This is a genomic window from Bacillus sp. FJAT-28004 (genome assembly GCF_001280845.1).
Taxonomy (GTDB): Bacteria; Bacillota; Bacilli; order Paenibacillales; family Paenibacillaceae; genus Pristimantibacillus.
On the sequence record NZ_LGHP01000001.1, the window covers coordinates 2,028,622 to 2,049,121 of the forward strand.

A 20,500-nucleotide genomic window follows, 5' to 3' on the forward strand; every position below is an offset into this window, starting at 1 on the left:
TTTGAATGAAAATTAGATATCTTGAGGGAGGAAAAAGAGAATGAAAAAGCTCAAATGGTCTCTACTCATCATGATTATTGCTGTGTCTGCTTTGATTCAAGCCTGCGGAACGAGCAATGGTGGCAACAACGGGGTGTCTAATGGAGAAGAAGCCGGAACAAACGGTCCAAAAGAGGGGAAAGTAAAAATCAAGTGGGCTACATGGGGAAATCCAGGTGAATTAACAAGATTTCAAGATTTCACAAAAGATTTTAACAAGAAGCATCCTGAAATCGAAGCGGAGTTAATCCCGATCCCGGGGGAGTACGATCAAAAAATCTTAACGCAATTGAGTGGCGGAACGGCCCCTGACATTTTTTATGCCGGTGACGCATTTATTGTTAAACTGATTGAAAACGGCAGCATCGAGGAACTCACACCGTTAATGGATGATGCAAGAAGCGCGGTTAAGAAAGAGGATTTCTTCCCGGGCCTATGGGGAGCCGCTCAGCGCGACGGTAAAATATACGGGGCTACGGTAGACAATAACCCGATGGTGCTTTGGTATAACAAGAAGGTGTTAAAGGACGCAGGCATTACTGAAATGCCAGCCGATTTGCAGGAACAGGGTAAGTGGAGCTGGGATGCCTTTAAGGAAATGACCGATAAAATCCGCGAAAGCGGCAAATATGGTTACGTACTTGATAATTCATGGAACAGCACACACAGTTGGGTAACCTCTAACGGTGGAAAGGTTTATGACGACAACGGCAAATATATCGGCTACACGGATCCGAAAGCAGTCGAAGCATTCCGATTCTTATATGATAACATCCAGACTAAAAACATTACATTTGCCGGCACGCTTCCAAAAGGACAAGGCGGCGATGCGATGTTTATGTCCAATCAGGTTGGCTTTGTCGGCGCAGGGCGCTGGTATTTGCCGCTGTTCAAGAAAAACGATGGCCTCGAGTACGATATCGTCACCTGGCCGACAAATACCGGCAATAAAATCGAGCCCGCAGGTATCCCGACAGCCTATATGGTACTGAATAAGACAAGCAAGCATAAAGAGGCGGCGTACACCTTCTTGTCGGAATTCGTCAATAAGGAAGGTCAAACCTATCGTCTTCAAGGAGGCGGCAATGCCGTTCCTTCGGTATCGGGAGCAGACGAAGTGGTGCTTGAAGGGAACCTTCCCGAGCATGCGCAGTTTTTCCTGGATGCTCGTGAAGTCGGTTATGCATTAACTCCGTTTGAAGCGGGTATTCCCGGTCTAAGTAGTGATATTAATTCCCGTTTTGAGGCGCTTTGGCTGAAAAATGAGGATTTGGATACAGCAATGAAGGAAATCGAGGAATTGGCGAACAAGAAGATTGAGGAATACAAAGGGAAAAAATAAGCAGCCAGCAGTCCTTTCACAATGAAATGGAAGGGGCTTCCGAACATTCGGAACCCTTCCTTCTTACTATAATAGAAGAAAGGTGGCTTACATCGATATGAAAACGGCCGTTAATAATGGGCCCTCTCCGTCAATAGACCCAACAGATACGAAACGTCACTTCATGAGGACGAAGACGGTGGACAGCCTTTGGGGATATTTTTTCATCTTTCCGCAAATGGTCGGTTTGGTTATCTTTTCATTGATTCCGCTTATATTGGCTTTCGCCATCAGTCTAATGAGCTGGGACGGCTTCGGTGAACGGACCTTTGTCGGACTGGACAATTTCGTGGGGCAGTTTAAAGATCCCGATTTCAGGATCGCGCTTGTTAACACGCTGTATTATACCGTTCTCACCGTACCGACCGGCATCATTCTGGCGATGCTTGTTGCTATTGGCTTAAATAAAGTAAAAGGAAAGATCCTTTACCGGCTCATTTATTTTATGCCTAATATTACGATGTCCGTAGCGGTAGCAGTCGTTTTCATGTGGCTCTTTAACGCGGATTTTGGGTTGATTAATTTATACTTAAAAGATTGGTTCGGCATTGAAGGTCCCCGTTGGCTGACAGACACGAGGTTCGTAATGCCTTCTATTGCGCTGCTTAGCATATGGATGGGACTTGGAGGCAGTATGGTGCTTTTCCTTGCCGGATTACAGGGAATATCCGCGACATATTACGAGGCTGCACAAATTGACGGCGCCAGCAAATGGCAGCAGCTGCGGCATATTACGATTCCTTTGTTGTCATCGACTACATTTTTTGTCACCATCATGTCCGTGATCGGATCTTTCCAGGTGTTTGATCAATCCTTTGTTATGACCTCGGGTGGACCGGCCAAAGCCAGTTATACACTTGTATACCACATTTATGACTCGGCATTTGTTGATTTTACCTTCGGTACAAGCACATCTGCCGCTGTCACGCTGTTTGCGATGATTTTGACGCTGACCTTGCTGCAAATGAAAATATCCAAACGTTGGGTTCATTACGAAGAATAAGGATGACGCGAAGGAGAAAAGCTCATGAATACGAAAAGGCTTCACCTCTCTACGATGTTGCTTCATGTCGTGCTGATCATTGGGGCCTGCGTCATGGGGCTGCCATTCCTATGGATGATACTCAGCGCACTAAAAGATTTGTCCCAAGTGTTCGTCGTTCCGCCTAAATGGATTCCAGAACCGTTCGTATGGTCCAATTTCAAAGATTCGTTGACGGCCTTGCCTTTCGGGCGAGCTTACTTTAACAGCTTCTATATTAATGTCATTGTCGTATTCGCGCAGCTGATAACATGCTCGATGGCTGCATACGCTTTCGCCAAAATCCGGTTCCCATTTCGGGAACCGCTGTTCATATTGTTTCTGGCAACGATGATGGTGCCCGGACAAGTGACAATCATCCCGCTGTACTTAATGATGAAAAATTTCGGTTGGCTCGATACGCATCAGTCGATCATCGTGCCTGCTGCCTTATTAAATGCCTTTGGCGTTTTTCTGCTACGCCAATTTTTTAGAGGCATCCCGAAGGAAATGGAAGAAGCAGCCATTGTGGATGGTGCCAATCGCTTTACGATCTATACGCGCATCATGCTTCCGCTTGTCAAGCCTGCGCTTTCAGCGCTCGGCATATTCACGTTTCTGGGCATGTGGAACAATTTCTTTTATCCGCTTATCTTTCTCAACAGCCCGGAGCAATTTACGGTACCAATGATGCTGAATCTATACCGCGGCATGTATGCGACGGACTGGACGCTGATGATGGCTGGTGCTTCAATCGCTCTGCTCCCGGTATTGGTCGTTTACATGATCGGACAGCGTTATATTATTGAAGGGGTAACACTGTCCGGCATAAAAGGATAAACCGATCATAAAAAACGGGTTGAGACCTAAGAGACCTCCATCCGTTTCCTTATCGTACAGCGATGCCCGCGAACCCCGTATTATTGAATTATTTGTTATTAGCGGCTTTTACTTTTTTCAGCTCTTCGGCATAATGCAGTTTAATCGTGTAAGACTCAATATCAGATTTATAGTTTTGAGATTTTTTGTCTTGTTCGAACGCTACAAGGTTATCTTTCTTTTCCAAATGGAATTCGGTAACATTGTAATCGCCTTGTTTGTGATCTAATGTTTTTACATCGTCCTCGTAGAAGCTATAGCTTGCTTTTTCATTCAAGTAAGTATCGAGAAATCAAGTTCTCCAGCTTCTTGTCGGGAAAAATAAGGTTGTATTTTCGATTATTGTTAAATAGCATGTTTGTTGAAAAGAGGCACTTTGTCGGTCAACGACTAAGTGCTTTTTGGTGTGTGCCCATGAGATAAAGCTATTCGATAACACTTGTATATCTGATATTAATTTTGCAACAAGATATCATCAAGAGAACAATGATGTACCTAACTTAGAAACTAACTCGGGCATTCAGCAATTCAAACAACCATGATATATACACATCTAACTAATGATGAATTAAAGCAATCTGTAGACAAGATGGATATGGTTAGATAATTATAATCTCATAACTGAAACTGACTGTATGATTTGCAACCACTTTTGCTTCATCCCGATTTTGACAAGAACGTTATCCCATTCCCGACGGAGTGAGGACTTTTCCGGTCAAGATGCAAGCGCGGGCTGCCCGCCAAATGTTCCGACAGTAAAGCTGATGCCAGGGAGAGAAGAGATGGACGCACGGGTGCAGGTTGCCGCTCTGGCACGACGTTGGCGTCCGGAGAGATTCGAGGGATAAACATTAAAGATTGGTTTCGGAGAAAATGCAAAGAAATCGGACAATAGGTTAACGACCTTGGTTGGGATATTTGATAAAGTTGAACTAACTTCTTATTCATGAAGAAATAAATTCAGGGGGGTCTTTGGAAGAATGAAAAAAATAATAACGTTCTCGTTAAGCGCTGTGATGTTGACTACATTGCTTACAGGTTGTACCGGAGGTCCCGCGACAGGGAAGAATGAGTCTGGAAAGGGCAATGCTGCAGCAGACGATCTGAGCGAAAAAATAACGATTAACCTCATGACACGAAGTTACGCAGGTGGTGGGTGGCCACCCAATCATCTCATCATCGAGGAACTGAACAAAAAGCTGAATATCGACCTTAAGATTGAATGGGTTCCCGCTGCAAACTATCAAGAGAAACTGAACGTCATGGCTGCGTCCAACAACTTCCCAGATGTCTATTATATGTTGAACACAGAGTACATAAAGTGGCAGGGCAAAAATATTTTTATGGATGTGAAGCCAGAGCTAAGCAAGTATCCGAACATTGTGAAGTACATTCCGGAACAGTCGCTGAAACATTATAACCCAAAAGACAAATATTTCGGTATACCGTTCTACTATCAGGAAGCGAGAGATTCACTGGCTATTCGCAAGGACTGGCTCGATAAGCTGGGGCTCCAAGTACCTCAGACGATCGATGAATTTTATAACGTCGCCAAAGCGTTTGCTTTCAAAGACCCTGATGGCAATGGCAAGCAGGATACGGTGGGCTTTTCGATGCAAATTAACCCTGGTGGCTCTTTCGGATTCGGGGGAGGCGCACAATTCCTGACTTCCAGTTTCGGGCTCGCGAACAGGTGGAAATTGGAGGGAGACAAGCTGGTTCCTTTCCAAACCCAAAGTAAAGAGCTGAAGGATTTTATCGGATTTATGAGAAAGGCCTACGCCGAGGGAGTATTGGACAAAGATTTCCCGATCCTGAAGTCGCGTGATTCGCTTAATAAGATGGAGGCCGGAAAGTCCGGTATTGCCGATGTCAATCCGCAGCAGCTTTATGTCGAAACGCTGCCTCCATTAACCAAGTTGGAACCGAAAGCGGAGCTTGTCCAACTGCAGCCTCCGGCTGGTCCTACAGGATTACGTGGAGTACCGGGCACGCCAACGGGTGTAAAGATCGTGATCAATTCAAAAATTGAAGCTAAGAAACAACAACGCATCCTGAAGCTAATGGATTATATGCTTTCTGACGAAGGTTATGATCTGGTGAAACACGGGATCGAAGGTGTCCATTACAAGAAGATATCGGATGATAAATATGAGCAGCTTGAAGCATCGGTAAAGGACAGACAGTTCTTGTTACTTGGCTGGTTCTTTAAACGATTCGACCCGATGTTTCTGGTATACAAATGGAGTGATCCTAAAGAGGTTGCAACTATCAAATCATATTTCGATAACAATGAGAAACTTAAAGTGAATAACGCTGCTTCTGGCCTTATTTCGCAAACAGAAATCAAAGTTGGATCGAAAATAGATCAAAAATGGATGGATACCATGGTCAAGGTTATTGTTGGTCATGAACCGATGGAGTCCATAGATAAAGCGATTGCCGAATGGAAGGTCGGCGGAGGAGATTCCATTATTAAGGAAATGAACGACGAATATCTGAAAACGAAATAATTAAATTGGCTGTCAGACATGAAAAGCCTGAATGATCGATCCGTTCATTCAGGCTCTAATAAAATATAAGAATTAATATGTTTCACACGATAAGATGCTTATATTTCTGGATAAACACACTCGTCTTGAAAGGACGGCGTAGCTGTTTATCCTCGCTAAATTGAGAAAGGGAGGTTGCGGTTGTGAGTACTACGGTAACAGAATCTACTAGGGTAAACAGCAAGAGCATGCGTCGCAGAAGGCATGAATGGAAGCGCGGAATCCCAATTTATTTGATGATTTTGCCGGGCTTGTTGTTTTTTATCATCTTCAAATATATTCCCATGGGTGGCATTATCATCGCCTTCCAAAACTATGATCCGTTCGAAGGTTTTCTTCAAAGCGAGTGGGTAGGATTCAATAACTTCCAGCGGCTGTTCCATGACCCGAATTTTTGGGGGATCTTTAGGAACACCCTAGTGATTAGCGCTTTGAACTTATTTTTATTTTTTCCTGTGCCGATTATCCTATCTCTTTTTCTGAACGAGGTTCGCGTCGGATGGTATAAGAAATGGGCGCAAACATTGCTGTATGTTCCACATTTCTTAAGCTGGGTAGTCATCATGAGTATTACTGTCTTATTATTCTCCTCTCAAGACGGGGGGATTAATGTTCTGCTTTCTAATTGGGGTTTTGAGCGTATTGAACTGATGACTGACCCCAGTTACTTCCGGAGTCTTTATTTGTTTCAGGTAGTTTGGAAGGAAGCCGGATGGAGCGCGATCATTTTTCTTGCGGCTCTTGCTTCTGTAGACCCTACACTTTATGAGGCAGCTCGGGTTGACGGTGCGAGCCGCTGGAGACAAATTTGGCATATTAACTTACCTGCTCTACGGGCGACCATCATCATTTTATTCATTTTGAGATTGGGCCACGTGATGGATTCAGGTTTCGAACATATTCTACTATTGCAAAATTCGTTGAATATTGATATTTCCGAGGTGTTTGACACTTATGTATTTAGGGTTGGAATTATCCAGGGGGAATTCAGCTATACAACCGCGGTCGGTCTGTTCAAAGCAGTGGTAGGATTAGTGCTTGTCTACTTGGCCAACAAGGCATCCCGGAAAATAGGAGAGGAAGGGGTATATTAGGATGAAATATAAGGCCATCACGAAACGATTTTCAATATTCGATACGTTCATCTATTTGTCGCTCTCTGTGATCCTGTTGCTAATCATTTTCCCTTGTATTTATGTGCTTTTTAGCTCTTTTTCGACGAAACAAGAAATGCTGTCACGGGGTTTTTTCCTGATTCCCAAAGTGTGGTCATTAGACGCCTACGGCTATTTATTCAGCAACCATAACTTTCTTACCTCCTATTGGAATGCGTTGAAAATTACAGTGGGAGGGACTGCGTTTAGCATAACGGTTACAACTTTGATGGCCTATGGTTTATCCAGAACTTGGCTCAAGGGCAGAAAAGTAATAAATATAATGGTCTTATTTACACTCATCTTCAGCGGCGGCATTATTCCTATGTATTTGCTGACAAGTCAGCTTGGCTTACTTAATAGTTATTGGTCGCTAATTTTGAATAATGCTGTCCTTCCGTTTAACCTGATCGTGATGAGAAGTTTTTTTCAGAATACGCCCAAGGAACTTGAGGAAGCGGCTCGGATTGACGGCTGCGGGGAGTGGACTTTGTTTGCGCGGATCATTCTGCCTTTATCCAAAACCTCGGTCGCTACCTTCATCATGTTTTATGCAGTGTTTTACTGGAGTTCTTATTTTCAAGCCGTTCTGTTTATTAGCGATTCGCAGAAATTGCCTTTGCAGGTGTTCTTAAAGCAAATTATGTTGGGATCGAGCAATTCGATGGAAGTATCATCCAACGGGTTTGAGTATGGACCTCCCGTGCAAATGGCCGTCGTGGTCATGGCCGCGCTCCCGATGCTTATCATGTTTCCGTATTTTCAAAAGCATTTTGATCAGGGAATGCTTGTGGGGTCGGTAAAAGGGTGAATCACATTTCGTACCGCATGCATTCTGGGACCCCCATGGTATAATGAAGGATTTATGTCGATCTCCTTGGGACGAAGGAGTAGATTCATTATTAAATGATAGGGGTGTTCGTATATGAATCAGGTCATGATTGTTGAGGATGATCATTGGATACGCAGTGCCATCGCCAAAATGGTGGAGCAGATGGGAAGCGCGTACGAAGTGGTGGCGGAGGCAGGAAATGGGGAAGAGGCGCTGCAGATGATTAATACGGTGTGGCCCTCTATTGTTATCACCGATATCATGATGCCTGTTCAGGACGGTCTCTGGCTGGTTCGTGAAATTCACGAGAGACGATTGCCAATTATTACGGTTATTGTGACGGGGTACAATGAATTCGAATATGCGCGGCAAGCGTTGCGTTATAACGTCAGTGATTTTTTGCTGAAGCCCGTGATGGAGGACGAGCTGGGCAAAGCGTTGCAGAACGCGACGGAGAAAATACCTCAAATTATTAATCTGAGAGAATATTTCCTGAGCATTCAGCAGTTTTTTGACAAAATAACCGATATGGATCCGCAGACGGTGTTTAAGGAACAAGCTCATATTGTTAAGCACATTTACGGTTCTTCTAACTTGCAGGAAAGCGAGAAAATCTTATTACTCAAAATGTTCTCTGGAAAATTCAATGACTTAATCCAAGGTATGGAACCGTTTTTCTCCCGTATGGAAATTTCTCAGCCGGATGAGGAGCAAGCAACCCAGCACTTTCTTACTTTGACGCAGCACTGGATTAAGTATTATAACTTGTTATTTAACAGGGAAATGCGTCAGCTCGTCCGTAAAGCGTGCGAATTTCTGAAGACCTGTTACGCCGAAGACTTGTCCATTACGGAAATGACCAACCGATATCACATCAGCGTTTCCCAATTCAGCCTACTGTTTAAAAAATATACGGGGCAATCCTTTATCAACTATTTAACTACGCTTCGGATCCAGCAGGCCAAGCTACTCTTGCTCGAAGACAATCGGAAGATTTATGAAATTGCCGAATCTGTCGGCTTTAATTCTCTGCCACACTTCAACCGTGTATTCAAGCAGAACACAGGACAATCTCCTAATGAATATAGAAAATCGATGGGCGTTTAAGCGAATGAGAAAAAAAGTTGCTGACATCTATTTTCGTTTCTCGATCAAGGCGAAGTTAACGATTGCTTTTCTTTTCGTAGGCTTGCTGACCATCATGTTGATGGGTTATCTTTCCTATTCTTACTATAGCAGCGGGATCAAAAGGGACTTTTACAGAATTTCTCAGGAAGCCTCTCTCCGGCTGAATCACCATATCGATTTTTACATTTACCAGTTGGGGAAGTCGACGTCATCTGTAATGAAAGACGAGCTCATTCAACAGTGGATGGAGCAAGGCCAATCCTATTCCTTAAAGGAACAAGTAGACGTACAGAACGTCCTGAGAAGAAATGTGGCGCTCAACTATCCGGAAATTGTCGGTATGTTTCTGCTAACTACAGATGGACGCACGTTGGCGATGTCGAATCTGTCATTGATTTCAGATGATGTTTTTAACGATGAGCCCTGGAGCCAAAGCGGCTTTCAGGAGAAGACCGTGGTGATCCCCACGCATACGGTGAAATACATAACCGGCGACGTGCGTGTGCTCTCCTTGGAGTTGCCCATCTATAGTATAGAAAACATGGATTTTCTCGGGAAATTGGTCATCGATTTTTATTTGGATGAATTCAACCGCACGTTCGAAAAGGCAGATCTATCTCCAAAGGGTCGGTTTTTTATCGTATCCGATGAGGATTCAATTGTTTATCATTCGGAATACAGCTGGCTTGGCGTAGATCGCAAGTTGACAGAGTTGGGGAAGCTGGATCTTTCAGATAACGAAAGCGCTTCCGTTCAAGAATGGGAAGGACGGAAAACCTTGGTAGCTGTGACGAAATCGGAATCAACCGGCTGGAGCTTTGTATCGACCGTTCCCTTTGACGAGATGGCGTCAGCTACCAAAAATACGCCTAACGCGATGATAGCCGCATTTCTGATTATTGCCTTGGGGATAGTGTTGATCGTTCCAATCTTGTCATCTATGTACGTAAGGCCCATTCTTCGTCTGCGAAAAGTCATGGGCGATGTGGAGCGAGGGAATTTGGACGTTCGCGCAGTCTACGTGTCTGGCCAGGATGAACTTCAGTATTTAAATCGAGGCTTCAATATCATGCTTGATCAAATTCAAGAACTGCTCGAAACCGTCAGTACCCTGAAGTATAAGGAAGTCAGTCTTCAGCTTAGGGAAAAGGAAGCGATGGTCAAAGCACTGCAAGCCCAAATTAATCCACATTTTTTGTACAACTCGCTAGATATTATCAAAAGTATGGCTTATTTGGAGGATATGCCGGAAATCGTTAAGATGGCCCGCAGCTTGGCAGACTTTTACAGATATACAGCTAAAGATACGGATTCGATGGTGAAGTTGGAAGACGAGTTAACTCAGTTAAAGTATTATTTATCGATTATTCATGTTCGATTTCCAGGAACATTCCGTAGTCAATTCAGCGTAAATGATAAATTTATGGATTGCTTGATCCCTAAATTAATCATCCAGCCACTTGTTGAGAATGCAGTGAAATATGCAATAGAGCCCAAAGAGGGCAAAGGGAGTATTATTGTCAATGCATTTGATGATCGAACCGATTTGGTGATTGAAGTAGCGGATACCGGACCGGGTATTCGTCCTGACCGTCTAATGGAGATCAACCGTATGCTGATGCAGTTATCCGAAAATGCCCAGCATGAGTATGGGAGACAACAGTCATTAGGTATTGCTAATGTACACGCACGGATTGTTTTGCAGTATGGAAATCGATACGGAGTGTGCATGGATTCTTTCGAAGGCCGGGGCACGGTCGTCTCTATTCGCTTGCCATTAAATATGCTCCAGAATCATTCGGACAAAACAGATAATTCTTGAAGGTGAGGGTATAAAATGAAAGCCATTATGCTTATGTTTGACACGTTAAATAGACACATGCTTCCTCCTTACGGATGTGATTGGATTAAAGCCCCGAATTTTAAAAGACTGGCTGAGAAAACTGTCGTTTTCGATCAGGCCTATGTGGGAAGTATGCCGTGTATGCCTGCGCGGCGGGAGCTTCACACGGGGCGATATAACTTTCTTCACCGCAGTTGGGGCCCGATAGAACCTTTCGACGACTCCATGCCGGAGTTGCTGAAGAAGAATGGTGTTTACTCGCATCTGGTGACCGATCATCAGCACTACTGGGAAGACGGCGGCGGCACCTATCACACCCGATACAGCTCATATGAGCTGATTCGTGGGCAGGAAGGCGATCCATGGAAGGGAGAGGTAGCTGATCCGCAGATGCCGGAGATGGTCGGTGTGAAGCAAATGAACCCGTTGATCCGGCAAGATTGGGTGAACCGTAATTATATTCGGGAAGAGCAAGATTTTCCGCAAGCGCAAACGATGGAGAAGGGCTTGGAGTTTATACGAAAGAACCAAAGAGAGGACCGATGGTTCGTCCAGATAGAAACATTTGACCCACACGAGCCTTTCTATGCTCCGCAAAAATACCGCGATTTATATCCGCATAAGTACGAGGGAAAACATTTTGATTGGCCTCCTTACGGCCAAGTCAAAGAAACGAAGGAAGAAATCGAACATGTCCGGCTTGAATATGCGGCTTTGCTCAGCATGTGCGACCACTATCTCGGCAAAGTGCTTGATACGATGGATGAATTGGACCTGTGGAAAGACACGATGTTAATTGTAAATACGGACCATGGGTATTTGCTAGGGGAACATGATTGGTGGGCCAAAACGATCATGCCGTTCTACAATGAGATCGCCCATATGCCACTTTTCATATGGGACCCGCGAAGCGCTAGATCCAATGAACGCAGGAACAGCTTGGTGCAGACCATTGATTTAGCTCCAACTTTGCTTGATTTTTTTGGACTGGACATTCCGGCGGATATGCAGGGGAAGGTTCTTAAGGAAACGATAGCCAGTGACCTTTCAGTACGCGAGGCCGCTCTATATGGATTGCACGGCGCACATGTGAATGTGACGGATGGCCGCTACGTCTATATGCGTGCTCCGGTTTCTAAGGATAATACTCCACTATACAACTACACGCTGATGCCAACTCATATGCGCAGCAGGTTTTCATTGAAGGAGCTGCAGGAGATCAGTTTACAAAAGCCATTCTCCTTTACGAAGGGGACACAGACGTTGAAGATAAGGGCAGCCGGGTATAGCCATTTTCATTCCTTAGGGACATTGCTATTTGACGTAAACGAGGATCCTTTTCAGCAACATCCTATTCAAGATCAGAATGTCGAGACCAACATGCTCGGAATGCTTAAGCAGCTTATGGAAGAAAATGAAGCTCCACCTGAGCAGTATGTCCGACTAGGCATATAGGGAAATACACGACGATTCTGCTATTAGAAAGTGAGGGCATGAATATGACAGATCCGTTAAAGCCTTCTTGCTGCTCCGTTTCCCGAACTCAGGCTTCCTTGACGTCCATTGTTGACAGAAGGGACACAACAAATGAAACGAATCCGGGAGCTATATTCACACAACCTGACAAACAGAATTTGATTTACTTGTCAGGCGGGGAGTTTTTGATGGGTACTGACGATCGAGAAGGTTTTCCTTCCGATGGAGAGGGACCGGTGCGGGCCGTCACTGTGGCTCCATTCTATATCGATCCGTATACGGTAACGAATTTGGAATTCAAGATGTTTGTAGACGCAACCGGGTATATAACGGAAGCGGAGAAGTTCGGATGGTCGTATGTCTTTCATCTGTTTGTACCCGAATTCGGAGTCAAGATTCTAGGTTCTACTAGACAATCCCCGTGGTGGCTTGCCGTCGAAGGCGCCAGTTGGCGCGCTCCGGAAGGACCCGGCTCCGTAATCGAAGATAGGCTAGACCACCCAGTTATTCATACCACTTGGAACGATGCGGAAGCTTACTGCAGATGGGTAGGCAAACGGTTGCCTACGGAGGCGGAATGGGAGTTTGCAGCCCGGGGAGGCCTCGTTCAGAAACGATATCCATGGGGAGATGAGATCAAACCCGGCGGTAAGCACATGTGCAACATATGGCAGGGGAAATTCCCGACGAAAAACAACGCTAGTGACGGATTCGTCGGGACGGCGCCCGTACAAGCCTTTGAGCCGAACGGATATGGCCTGTACCACATAGCTGGTAATGTATGGGAGTGGTGCGCGGACTGGTTCAGCCCAATCTTTCATGTGAATAGGTCACGGGTGAACCCAATCGGTCCGTCAAGTGGAACAAGCCGTGTGATGCGAGGTGGATCCTATTTATGTCATAAATCCTACTGTAACCGCTACCGTGTAGCTGCCCGCAGCCAGAATACACCGGACAGTTCCACGGGCAATATGGGCTTCCGCTGTGCCGCCGATGCATAAGCTATGATTTTATAGTTATGAGACAAAAAGGAGAAATCAAAATGAAAAGAGATATAAAACAATTGATTGAACAAATGACGTTAGAAGAGAAAGCGGGACTATGCTCAGGTTTAGATTTTTGGAGAACGAAGGGAATCGAAAGGCTTGGTATTCCTTCCATTCTGATGCAGGACGGTCCGCATGGCCTTAGAAAACAAGCAGGAGAAGCAGACCATTTGGGACTTAATGAAAGTCTTCCGTCGACTTGCTTCCCATCGGCAGCAGGCTTGGCAAGCTCGTGGGATCGAGAATTAATATTTCGAGTCGGCAGCGCATTAGGCAAAGAATGTCAAGCTGAGGATGTGTCTATTCTTCTTGGGCCAGGCGCGAATATTAAGCGTTCGCCGCTCTGCGGTAGAAATTTCGAATATTTCTCAGAGGATCCTCATCTTACAGGCCAGATGGCTGCTTCACATATTGCAGGCGTGCAAAGCGAAGGTGTCGGAACTTCCCTTAAGCATTTTGCCGTCAATAATCAAGAGCATCGCCGCATGACGACGGATGCCATTGTTGACGAGCGAACTTTGAGAGAAATCTATTTAGCTGGATTTGAAGGTGCTGTTAAGCAAGCACAGCCTTGGACGGTGATGTCTGCCTATAACAAACTGAATGGCGCCTATTGCTCCGAGAATGAGTTTTTGCTTAAGGATATTCTGAAGGACGAGTGGGGTCACGAAGGGTTTGTCGTATCCGATTGGGGTGCTGTAAACGAAGCGGTTGCGAGTGTGGCAAGCGGCATGGAACTGGAGATGCCATCCAGTCACGGTATCGGACAAGGCAAAATTGTAGAAGCAGTAAAAAACGGCATGCTGTCGGAGCCATTGCTTAATCAGGCGGTAGAGCGTCTGTTATCCATTGTCTTTAAAGCAGTCGACAATAAAAAGACTGGCGCTGTTTACGATAAAGAAGAACATCACCATCTTGCCAGAGAGGTAGCGCGGGAAACCATGGTGCTTCTCAAAAATGAGGATGGGATTCTACCTTTGGCAAAAGACGGTAAAGTAGCGATTATCGGCGCGTTTGTCGAAAAAATCAGATTTCAAGGCGGCGGCAGCTCCCATATCAAGCCTACCCAACTGGACAGCATTCGAGAAGAAATCATAAAGTCGGTCGGCAGCCGAGCTGAGATCGGATATGCGCAAGGTTATGATCTCGATGGCGATGACACGATTCACTCCTTAGTGGAAGAAGCTAAGCAAAAAGCGTTGGCAGCCGATGTAGCCGTTCTTTTTGTGGGATTGCCAGACCGATATGAGTCGGAGGGATATGACCGGTCTCATCTAAACTTGCCGCTTAACCAAATTCATTTGATCGAGGAAATCGCATCAGTTCAACCGAATGTAATCGTGGTTTTGAGCAACGGTGCGCCGGTTGTCATGCCTTGGCTGGGACATGCCAAAGCCGTTCTGGAAGCTTACCTTGGTGGACAAGCGGTAGGCGGCGCAATCGCCGATCTTCTATTCGGAGATGCGAACCCGTGCGGGAAACTGGCCGAAACGTTCCCGAAAAGTTTGAAGCAAAATGCGTCCCATCCGTTTTTTCCAGGCGAAGGCGACCGTGTCGAATATCGGGAAGGGATCTTTGTGGGGTATCGCTTTTTTGAAGCCAAGGACATCGAACCGCTCTTTCCATTTGGCTATGGGCTTAGTTATACGACCTTCGAGTATTCCAACTTGAATTTCGATAAGACGCATGCGACAGATCGGGAAACCGTGCAGATCAGCTTGAAAGTGAAAAATACAGGCAACCGATTCGGCAAAGAAGTCGTCCAGCTATATGTCCGAGATGTCGAACCAAGCGTGATCCGTCCCGAAAAAGAGCTGAAAGGGTTTGCCAAAGTTGCCCTTCAGCCTGGAGAGGAGCAAACGGTTATGTTCATCTTGGATAAACGTAGTTTTGCTTACTATAACGTGGAATTGAAGGACTGGCACGTGGAGTCGGGCGAGTACGAGGTTCTGATTGGGAAGTCGTCCAGAGACATCGAGCTCCGCTCTTCCTTGATTCTCTCGTCCACGACGGAAATCACGCCAGTATTTCATCGGAATACGACGGTAGGGGAACTCATGGACAATCCCAAAACGCTACCGATTGTACAGCACGTGCAAAGTACATTGCCGCAATCGGCCCCATCGGATGCTATTTCATCCGAAATGAGAATGGCCATGATTCGTAATGCACCATTGCGTGCTTTGCTACCTCTTACCAGAGGAGCGATAACGGAAGACATGTTTTCTATGCTGCTTGAACAGTGCAATAATGCCGTGAGAGCTTCGGAGATTTGAGTGGATACTTGGGGAGGACAATGAAATGATTGGCATATGGAACTGTAATGTGATCACGGATCAATTAAATTTGAAAATCGTTTTTTATGTGGAAGAGAAAGATGGCCTTACACTCGCCATGAGTATAGCGCCGTATTCAGTGCCTATTGATATCGTTGAAGTTAAAGCTGAAGGAGATCGTCTGAGAGCGGTTGGAAAGACTAAATTCTCTCCGGAACCGATCATCATAGAGCTGTTGTTTGCAGAAGATACGTTTACTGGAAAGTTGAAGCTGCCTTTCTTTGGGGAAAAGGAAGTTCAAGGTGAAAGAGGAAGGGGATCCACCTTCACGGAAGAATTGATAGCAATCGTTGCGCCGTATCGGAAAGAAGGTATTCTACCTCGAACCGATGAAGAAATTCATGAGGAAATCGAACTCTTACTTGGAAAAATGAGTATTCAGGATAAACTCGGCCAAATGAGTCAACGCACCGCTTCGAACTTCTCGTTCGGCGCGTATGTAGAGTCTGCGCCTCCCGAGCAGTTGGTGGCTGAAGGAAAGGTTGGCTCGATCCTAGGTGCTTTTGACAGCAGCCGAGTGTTCGCGCTGCAAAAAATTGCTGTTGAACAATCACCGCACAAGATTCCACTGTTATTTAACGCTGATATTATTCACGGTCATCAGACAATATTTCCGGTACCGCTCGGATGGTCCTGCAGTTGGGATCTAGAAGCGATCAAAAACGCATGTTCCATTGCAGCCAAAGAAGCGACCGCTTCCGGAATCACCTATAATCACGGTCCGATGGTGGATGTGACCCGGGATGCCCGCTGGGGACGAGTGGTGGAAGGAGCGGGTGAAGATCCTTATCTAGGCTCGCTCATCGCAAAAGCCCAAGTCGAAGGATTTCAGGGTGACACCTTATTCAGTGAAGAGACGTTGATCGCTTGTTTGAAGCATTTCATCGCATATGGGGCAGCTGAGGGCGGGAGAGATTACAATACGGTTGATATTTCTGAAGGCACCTTACGCAACGTATATTTGCCTCCATTTCTAGCAGGACTAGAGGCAGGTGCTGGATCGGTGATGAATGCATTCAACACTTATCAAGGAGTTCCGGTGGCTGGTAGTTCTCATTTACTGAAAGATTTATTAAGGGATGAGCTGGGCTTTGATGGCATGCTTATCTCCGACTATGGCTCGATCGACGAAATCCATATTCATGGCGTCGCTAAGGATCACTCGGCGGCCGCCAAAATGGCCATTGACGCTACGATGGACATTGAGATGGTAACGAGACTGTACTACGATCGGCTCCCTCGGCTTATCGAGGAAGGTGTCGTGAAGGAAGCACAATTGGATGATGCTGTTCGGCGTATTTTAACTTATAAATTCAAAATCGGCATCATGGATGATCCTTACCGCTACATTAGACCGGAAAAAGAAATTGAATATCATTTCCATACAGATCACTTGAAAAAGAGCCGTGAGCTTGCCCAGAAATCCATTGTGCTTTTGAAAAATAACGGTGTGCTTCCGCTCACAGGGAAGAAGAAAATAGCCGTCATCGGACCGTTTGCCGGCAGTAAAGATTTGCTTGGACCTTGGCAATTTTCTAGGTACGGCAATGATACAGTTACGCTGCTGCAAGGCCTTATGGACAAAGGAATCGATCCGGGGAATTTATTGTACACTGAAGGGTGCGGGGTAAATAGCATCATAGAAGGCGGTATGGATAGAGCAGTTGCTTTAGCGCAGCATGCTGATGTGGTTATACTCGCTCTAGGCGAGGACAGCCATATGTCCGGGGAAGCGGCTTCACGCGCGGATATTACGCTTCCTGATATTCAGCAGCAACTGGCCGAAGCGATCGTGACACTGGGCAAACCTACGATTGTGGTGCTCACCAACGGCAGACCGCTTGTCTTGGATTGGTTTGATCGTCATGTGGACGCGATCGTCGAATCTTGGTTCTTAGGTTCACAAGCGGGCAACGCCATTGCGGACGTATTGCTCGGTGATTACAACCCATCCGGAAAGCTGACCATGTGCTTCCCTTATAGGGTGGGTCAGGCACCTCTGTATTACAATCACTTCAACACAGGAAGGCCTCTTAACGAAGTCAATCAAGAACGGAAATTCGTTTCAAAATATTTAGATACGCCCAATGAACCCCTATATCCTTTCGGATATGGACTTAGCTATACAACCTTCACCTATTCAGATATCCAACTGGACAAAGTTCAATTATCTCGGACTGAAAAGCTGAACATAAGCGTCATCGTGACCAACACAGGGGATTATGCTGGCGAAGAAATCGTTCAGCTTTACATCCAGGATCTGTATGGAAGCACTGTGCGGCCTGTGAAAGAGCTGAAGCGCTTTGAGAAAATCGATTTGAAGCCGGGAGAAAGCCGGGAAGTCCGGTTTGCCATTACGGAAGTGGATTTGAAGTTCTACACGTCAAACCGCCTTTATGAAGCCGAAGCAGGTGGCTTCAAGGTCTATGTGGGACCGAGCTCTCGAGTGGTGAACGAAGCTAATTTTGAGCTTTTATAGGTGGAGAATAACATTGAACTAATTTGGAGGAAAAATGAGATGTTTGCATTGCAACGTAATATCACACAACTCATCGCTCAAATGACTCTTGAGGAAAAGGTAAGCTTATTAGGTGGTGCGGATTTCTTTACTACGAAAGCAATCGAACGGCTGGGCATACCTTCCATATGGATGTCGGACGGCCCGCATGGTTTACGCGTTCAGAGGGAGGGAGTAGACCATCTTGGTTTGAATAAGAGTGTGCCAGCTACTTGCTTCCCGACGGCAGCCGGCCTGGCAAGCTCATGGAATCGGAAGTTAATTGAAAGAATGGGGGTTGCGCTTGGCGAAGAGTGTCAAGCGGAGGACGTTGGCATTTTGTTAGGTCCTGGTGTGAACATCAAGCGATCTCCGTTGTGCGGAAGAAACTTTGAATATTTTTCTGAGGATCCTTTGTTATCATCTGAAATGGCTGCGCATTATATTCAAGGCGTGCAAAGCCAAGGAGTGGGCACTTCACTGAAACATTTTGCGGCCAATAATCAGGAGCACCATCGGATGAGCGTGGATACGATCGTCGATGAACGGACGCTGCGAGAAATTTATTTAGCCAGCTTCGAACTTGCTGTTAAGAAATCGCAGCCATGGACGGTAATGTGCGCATATAACAAAGTGAATGGCGAGTATGCCTCGGAACACGAATATTTGCTTACCGATATTTTGAAGAAAGAATGGGGCCATAAAGGGTTCGTCGTTTCGGACTGGGGAGCTGTGAATCAGCGCGACAAAGGCGTTGAAGCCGGTTTGGAACTCGAAATGCCTTACGACAGAGGCACTCCTGCGATCTTAGACGCTGTGAAAAGCGGCCGACTTTCGGAGGACAAGCTGAATGAGTCTGTTGAGCGTCTGTTGAACATCATTTTCAAGGTAGCGGACAACAAGCAGTCAAGCGCAGCCTATGATACAGAAGCCCATCATCGTCTAGCTAGAGAAATTGCTTGTGAAAGTATGGTATTACTCAAGAATGAAGGCGGCATTCTCCCTCTGATAAAGGAAGGCAAGTTTGCAGTAATCGGAGAAATGGCACAATCGCCTAGATTCCAAGGCGCGGGTAGCTCTAATGTCAATCCAACGCGTATCGAAGATATCAGCGAGGAAATCGCGAAGTCGGCTGGCAACAAAGTAGAGATTGTCTACGCGCAGGGATATAAGGGTACTGAAGACGAAATCGATGCAGATTTGGTTGAACAAGCGAAGGCCGCTGCGATCGGTGCAAAAGCCGCAATCCTATTCGTAGGGCTCCCTGATAGCTACGAGTCGGAAAGCTATGATCGTACGCATTTGCGTATGCCTTCTAACCAAGAGGCGTTGATCAAGGCTATTTCGGAAGTTCAGCAGAATATCATCGTCGTATTGAGCAACGGAGCACCAATAGAAATGCCTTGGCTTAGCAACGTAAAAGCAGTACTGGAAGCCTATTTGGGCGGACAGGCGATTGGTGGAGCGGTGTCGGACTTATTGTTCGGCGATGCCAATCCGAGCGGAAAGCTGGCTGAGACCTTCCCGATGAGCTTGAAGCAAAACCCATCCCATCCGAACTTCCCAGGCGAAGGAGACCGCGTAGAATATAAGGAAGGGCTTATGGTCGGTTATCGCTACTACGATACGAAGGATATTGCCCCGCTCTTCCCATTCGGCTACGGGCTGAGCTATACGACTTTCGGCTACTCGGATTTAATCCTTTCGAAGAGCGAAATGCTGGACAACGAGAAGCTGCATGTGAGCGTGAAGGTGAAAAATACAGGTGATCGCGGAGGCCAAGAAATCATCCAGCTTTATGTTCGTGATACGGTTAGTTCCATTATTCGTCCAGATAAAGAACTAAAGGGTTTTGACAAGGTTCATCTAGAGCCTGGTGAGGGAATAACAGTTCGTTTTGAGCTCGATAAGCGCTCTTTCGCGTATTACAATGTAGAGTTGAAGGATTGGCACGTTGAAACGGGACAATTCGAAATTTTGATTGGTAAATCGTCGCAGGAATTGGTCCTTCAGGGGACTGTTCACGTCACCTCCACATCGACATGGAAGCGGCTCTTTACCCGTGATACGACCCTTGGTAATATACTCGACGATCCTAAAGGTAAAGCATTATTGGCTGAAATCATAGAGCGAAATCCGCTAGAAAACGTAGTGAAAGGAAGAAGTGCAGAGTATGTGATGAGTTTGCTCAAAGGTGCGCCTGCACGTGGATTAGTCTGGTTTAGTCAGGGATTATTCTCTGAGCAGCATTTGGAAGAACTATTGCAGAAGATCAATCAAGCTTAAATTATTGAATAATGATCTGGAACTAAACAT

Annotated in this window: 14 protein-coding genes and 1 pseudogene; 14 read left to right on the forward strand and 1 reads right to left on the reverse strand. The window is 45.8% G+C overall.

Annotation, left to right across the window (positions count from 1 at the left end):
• The first annotated feature begins 40 nt into the window (after nucleotides 1-40).
• The 3 genes from AC787_RS08600 (at nucleotide 41) to AC787_RS08610 (ending at nucleotide 3,281) form a co-directional block, all read left to right on the forward strand.
• The gene (locus AC787_RS08600) at nucleotides 41-1,381 is read left to right on the forward strand and encodes an ABC transporter substrate-binding protein (protein WP_054024401.1); all 1,341 of its coding nucleotides are present in this window, start codon (nucleotides 41-43) and stop codon (nucleotides 1,379-1,381) included.
• Between the two features lie 163 nt (nucleotides 1,382-1,544).
• Nucleotides 1,545-2,423, forward strand: a complete 879-nt coding sequence (locus AC787_RS08605; protein WP_054026976.1) for a carbohydrate ABC transporter permease — start codon at nucleotides 1,545-1,547, stop codon at nucleotides 2,421-2,423.
• A gap of 24 nt (nucleotides 2,424-2,447) precedes the next feature.
• Nucleotides 2,448-3,281 carry a carbohydrate ABC transporter permease gene (locus AC787_RS08610; RefSeq protein ID WP_054024402.1) on the forward strand — a complete coding sequence of 278 codons (834 nt, stop codon included), beginning with the start codon at nucleotides 2,448-2,450 and terminating at the stop codon, nucleotides 3,279-3,281.
• Between the two features lie 88 nt (nucleotides 3,282-3,369).
• On the opposite strand, the gene AC787_RS08615 is transcribed toward AC787_RS08610, so the two are convergent.
• Complete coding sequence (locus tag AC787_RS08615; RefSeq protein ID WP_054024403.1) at nucleotides 3,370-3,597, reverse strand: DUF5110 domain-containing protein; 228 nt, start codon at nucleotides 3,595-3,597, stop codon at nucleotides 3,370-3,372.
• Nucleotides 3,598-3,775: 178 nt separating this feature from the next.
• Here AC787_RS08615 and AC787_RS34705 point away from each other — a divergent pair.
• From AC787_RS34705 to AC787_RS08665, 11 genes and pseudogenes are all read left to right on the forward strand, one after another.
• Nucleotides 3,776-3,927: pseudogene (locus AC787_RS34705) on the forward strand (tyrosine recombinase XerS); the annotation flags it as partial.
• Nucleotides 3,928-4,300: 373 nt separating this feature from the next.
• Nucleotides 4,301-5,833: an extracellular solute-binding protein gene (locus AC787_RS08620; RefSeq protein WP_054024404.1), complete on the forward strand. Its 1,533-nt coding sequence runs from the start codon at nucleotides 4,301-4,303 to the stop codon at nucleotides 5,831-5,833.
• Between the two features lie 227 nt (nucleotides 5,834-6,060).
• Nucleotides 6,061-6,966, forward strand: coding sequence for an ABC transporter permease subunit (locus tag AC787_RS08625; RefSeq protein WP_054026977.1), 906 nt, complete (start codon nucleotides 6,061-6,063; stop codon nucleotides 6,964-6,966).
• 1 nt (nucleotide 6,967) lies between these two features.
• Nucleotides 6,968-7,837: a carbohydrate ABC transporter permease gene (locus AC787_RS08630; protein ID WP_054024405.1), complete on the forward strand. Its 870-nt coding sequence runs from the start codon at nucleotides 6,968-6,970 to the stop codon at nucleotides 7,835-7,837.
• Nucleotides 7,838-7,951: 114 nt separating this feature from the next.
• Nucleotides 7,952-8,965, forward strand: a complete 1,014-nt coding sequence (locus AC787_RS08635; RefSeq protein WP_054024406.1) for a response regulator transcription factor — start codon at nucleotides 7,952-7,954, stop codon at nucleotides 8,963-8,965.
• Between the two features lie 4 nt (nucleotides 8,966-8,969).
• Nucleotides 8,970-10,808, forward strand: a complete 1,839-nt coding sequence (locus tag AC787_RS08640) for a sensor histidine kinase (RefSeq protein ID WP_054024407.1) — start codon at nucleotides 8,970-8,972, stop codon at nucleotides 10,806-10,808.
• A gap of 15 nt (nucleotides 10,809-10,823) precedes the next feature.
• Nucleotides 10,824-12,284: a sulfatase gene (locus tag AC787_RS08645; RefSeq protein ID WP_054024408.1), complete on the forward strand. Its 1,461-nt coding sequence runs from the start codon at nucleotides 10,824-10,826 to the stop codon at nucleotides 12,282-12,284.
• Between the two features lie 38 nt (nucleotides 12,285-12,322).
• Nucleotides 12,323-13,306 carry a formylglycine-generating enzyme family protein gene (locus AC787_RS08650; RefSeq protein WP_054024409.1) on the forward strand — a complete coding sequence of 328 codons (984 nt, stop codon included), beginning with the start codon at nucleotides 12,323-12,325 and terminating at the stop codon, nucleotides 13,304-13,306.
• A 41-nt stretch (nucleotides 13,307-13,347) separates the two neighbouring features.
• Nucleotides 13,348-15,627: a beta-glucosidase gene (locus tag AC787_RS08655; RefSeq protein WP_054024410.1), complete on the forward strand. Its 2,280-nt coding sequence runs from the start codon at nucleotides 13,348-13,350 to the stop codon at nucleotides 15,625-15,627.
• Nucleotides 15,628-15,652: 25 nt separating this feature from the next.
• A complete protein-coding gene (locus tag AC787_RS08660; RefSeq protein ID WP_082360679.1) occupies nucleotides 15,653-18,166 on the forward strand; it encodes a glycoside hydrolase family 3 N-terminal domain-containing protein in 2,514 nt (837 codons plus the stop codon).
• A gap of 48 nt (nucleotides 18,167-18,214) precedes the next feature.
• On the forward strand, nucleotides 18,215-20,470 hold the full coding sequence (locus AC787_RS08665) for a beta-glucosidase (RefSeq protein ID WP_054026979.1): 2,256 nt from the start codon (nucleotides 18,215-18,217) through the stop codon (nucleotides 20,468-20,470).
• Nucleotides 20,471-20,500: the final 30 nt, after the last annotated feature.

Bases quoted from the DNA above. Each gene is read 5' to 3' on its own strand.
- AC787_RS08600 (WP_054024401.1), top strand. From the start codon at position 41: ATGAAAAAGCTCAAATGGTCTCTACTCATCATGATTATTGCTGTGTCT.
- AC787_RS08605 (WP_054026976.1), top strand. From the start codon at position 1,545: ATGAGGACGAAGACGGTGGACAGCCTTTGGGGATATTTTTTCATCTTT.
- AC787_RS08610 (WP_054024402.1), top strand. From the start codon at position 2,448: ATGAATACGAAAAGGCTTCACCTCTCTACGATGTTGCTTCATGTCGTG.
- AC787_RS08620 (WP_054024404.1), top strand. From the start codon at position 4,301: ATGAAAAAAATAATAACGTTCTCGTTAAGCGCTGTGATGTTGACTACA.
- AC787_RS08625 (WP_054026977.1), top strand. From the start codon at position 6,061: ATGCGTCGCAGAAGGCATGAATGGAAGCGCGGAATCCCAATTTATTTG.
- AC787_RS08630 (WP_054024405.1), top strand. From the start codon at position 6,968: ATGAAATATAAGGCCATCACGAAACGATTTTCAATATTCGATACGTTC.
- AC787_RS08635 (WP_054024406.1), top strand. From the start codon at position 7,952: ATGAATCAGGTCATGATTGTTGAGGATGATCATTGGATACGCAGTGCC.
- AC787_RS08640 (WP_054024407.1), top strand. From the start codon at position 8,970: ATGAGAAAAAAAGTTGCTGACATCTATTTTCGTTTCTCGATCAAGGCG.
- AC787_RS08645 (WP_054024408.1), top strand. From the start codon at position 10,824: ATGAAAGCCATTATGCTTATGTTTGACACGTTAAATAGACACATGCTT.
- AC787_RS08650 (WP_054024409.1), top strand. From the start codon at position 12,323: ATGAATATGACAGATCCGTTAAAGCCTTCTTGCTGCTCCGTTTCCCGA.
- AC787_RS08655 (WP_054024410.1), top strand. From the start codon at position 13,348: ATGAAAAGAGATATAAAACAATTGATTGAACAAATGACGTTAGAAGAG.
- AC787_RS08660 (WP_082360679.1), top strand. From the start codon at position 15,653: ATGATTGGCATATGGAACTGTAATGTGATCACGGATCAATTAAATTTG.